The following is a 2,693-nucleotide window of genomic DNA, read 5'->3' on the forward strand; positions in this document are numbered from 1 at the left end:
CAAGCCCCTCTCAAGTACTTTCTAAGGAAAAATAACCCACTCAATACAAGAGCTTTAATGATAATTAAATCATTGTTTTAATTGAATTAATTCGCTTTTTGCTATTGAAATTGTAAAAAACGCCCTCATTTTTACACCGTTAACAGGTGAGTCAGTATGGTGTGGCAAATATACAGTTTGAGGCAGTAAGTTTCCCGTGAGCAAGAGGACTAGCAACTAATGGAAGCAAAGTATAGCCAATATGACTTTGAGAAGAGTCGGGAGCGAATTGATGAAATCCTACAAGGTGCAGATGCATCATATACAGAGAAAAAGTCTATCCCTTCAAGGGATGAACTAACATTCACCAATGGATTTAATGTATGGTGCACGGCTCTGTTTGTTGATATCAGAAAATCAAAAGAGCTGAACAAAAACCATACAAACCCAGTGCTTGCCAAGATATACAAGACGTACATTTCTGAGCTTGTCGCCATTATCAAAAGCCATCCCAAGGTTCGAGAAGTCTGTATTGAGGGAGATTGTGTGTGGGGAGTATTTGATACCCCTCAAAAGCCCGACATTGATGGGGTATTCTCTGTAGGGGCTAAAATTTCATCACTTATTGATGTGCTGAACATCAAATATAAAAAACGGGGATACTCAGAACTAACAGTTGGTATTGGGGTGTCTTACGGAAGGTCACTACTTGTTAAATCTGGGTATAAGGGTAGCGGAATTAATGAAGTGGTTTGGCTTGGAAGTCTTGTTAGTGAGGCAGCTGAATTATGTGGATTCGGGAATAAAACGTATTCGGATAGCGAAATGATGGTTTCTGAAGTGTTTTATGGCAACTTAAATAAACATAACAAGTCACTGTTATCGTTCAATGCTGATCGTGGTTGTTACCACGGTGTAGTTATCAATACTCTAATGGATGAATGGGTTCAGAAAAATGGATAAGAAAGTTCACTTTATCGCCGCTGCTATTCAAGATTGTCAGGAGACCATTAGAGCGACAGACGTTAAGGTTGGCGCTCTATTGGCTGGAATGCTGCTGCCTTTTGCACAGATATCCAACATATGGAAGTACTTGGAAGATTTATCTATAGCAATAGAAAGTCAGTCAGTTACCGTAATTTTTCTCGCACTGTGGTTTTCGACCATCTTTGCGCTAGTGTGTACCATTTCCGCTATTGATAACCCAGCAGCACACATAGTGAATGAAGGAACTTGTCAAGGTGCATTTTACGGTGCCAAACTCTATGATTTCAGTTTCTTAGATTCATTTCTTAACCGAAAGGTAGTTAAAGCCAACAAGGATATCACCAATTTTTCCCAAGCGTATCCTGACTCAATTAATGACATTGAACTCGAACTGTCATTTGAGCATATGAAATTGATGTACATTCGAGAAATCAAGCTGCATAGATTAGATTTTGCCTTAAAGCTATCTATTCTATGGTTTGTTGTTGGTATCTCTTCATTTATTTATTTTAAATCAATTGCATAGTTGCGAATTCTATTGGCTTTTCGCTTTAACAGAACACTTTTATCTACCACTTAACAGGTCAAATGCAAATGCTAACATCCTCTGAAAAAGATGATCTTCGGTTAATCATATACTCTAGTCTAGATAAAGCAGAAAAACAGTGGAAGGAAGGCGGACATTTGCTAAAGGCTAACCGAGAGTTAGGTTTGGAAACCATGCACGAAAGCGTTATGGATTCTGCTGAACCATCCAAGATTCCTGGCCACTCCATAGTCAGAGATGGTGAAACAGTGATCGATGAGTTTGTCGCATTTGTTGCTGATATGAGAGAATCCAGCAAGCATTTAATGTGTGCGATAAGCCCTAAGAATGCAGATGTCTCAGGACTACAGCGAGTTTACTACGAAACTTCAGCATTGTTACCGTCCCTAGCTTATGTTGTTAGCAAGGAAGAGGGAAGTGTTACTGAGTATTTGGGTGATGGTGTTTTAGCTTTGTTTCGGTTAGATCCTGAAAACAAAGCACAATCAATTTATGCTTCACATCGTGCTGCGAAAAACGCAATTGGCGATGCTAGAGATGTGATAAATGAAGTACTCTTTGAGCGTTATAGACTTCCTCCGATAGATGTCGGCGTTGGCTTGGCTGTCAGCAAGACGCTGATAACACTAGTAGGTTTGGCTCCTGACAAACAACCTAAAGCATTTGGTGAGTGCGTGTTCAGAGCGACTAAACTGTCAGGTGGGAAAAACGAAGTGATAAGTGATGAAAACCTAAAAGCAATTTGGCCGTCATCAAAGGGCGGAACACTGAAGTTCCGAAGGAAAAGCGTCAACAAAATCGATGGCTATGTAATTGGGACGGCAGCTGCATAGCCGTCCATTCTCACGTTAACGATAGGCTAACTCCCAAAATTCCAGTTTTAAAGAACAAAGAGTGCGCGTATATGACGGTTGAAACTCGGTTCCCACCACAGTTTCAGACTCAACATATCGGAACCAATTAAGTTCATTCAGAAGTTGTGAGTGTTTCTGCTCTGTGAACCGCACCACTAAAACTGGGCACTAAGCGATTTTCCAATATCTAAAGTTATCCGTGTATTGCTAAATTAGTAAAGTCGCTAACAAAGTTTTGTCCAAAAACTATTTATCAAAGTTAGCTCGACTACCTTCATGCTCAGCCTTCATCCTCTTAACGATACTTACAACCTCAATGAACTCTT

Annotated in this window: 3 protein-coding genes; all 3 read left to right on the plus strand. The window is 40.0% G+C overall.

Annotated features, from left to right (window positions below; genetic code table 11):
- The first annotated feature begins 219 nt into the window (after positions 1-219).
- The 3 genes from VSA01S_RS19415 to VSA01S_RS19425 all read left to right on the plus strand — a co-directional run bounded on the left by VSA01S_RS19415 (position 220) and on the right by VSA01S_RS19425 (position 2,346).
- Positions 220-942: an adenylate/guanylate cyclase domain-containing protein gene (locus VSA01S_RS19415; RefSeq protein WP_039983757.1), complete on the plus strand. Its 723-nt coding sequence runs from the start codon at positions 220-222 to the stop codon at positions 940-942.
- Positions 935-1,492, plus strand: coding sequence for a hypothetical protein (locus VSA01S_RS19420; RefSeq protein ID WP_050567497.1), 558 nt, complete (start codon positions 935-937; stop codon positions 1,490-1,492). Before VSA01S_RS19415 ends, VSA01S_RS19420 begins: the two co-directional genes overlap by 8 nt.
- 68 nt (positions 1,493-1,560) lie before the next feature.
- Positions 1,561-2,346 carry an adenylate/guanylate cyclase domain-containing protein gene (locus VSA01S_RS19425; RefSeq protein ID WP_039983760.1) on the plus strand — a complete coding sequence of 262 codons (786 nt, stop codon included), beginning with the start codon at positions 1,561-1,563 and terminating at the stop codon, positions 2,344-2,346.
- The last annotated feature ends 347 nt before the right edge of the window (positions 2,347-2,693 follow it).

The sequence above is a fragment of the Vibrio sagamiensis NBRC 104589 genome (genome assembly GCF_007990935.1).
Classification (GTDB): domain Bacteria; phylum Pseudomonadota; class Gammaproteobacteria; order Enterobacterales; family Vibrionaceae; genus Vibrio; species Vibrio sagamiensis.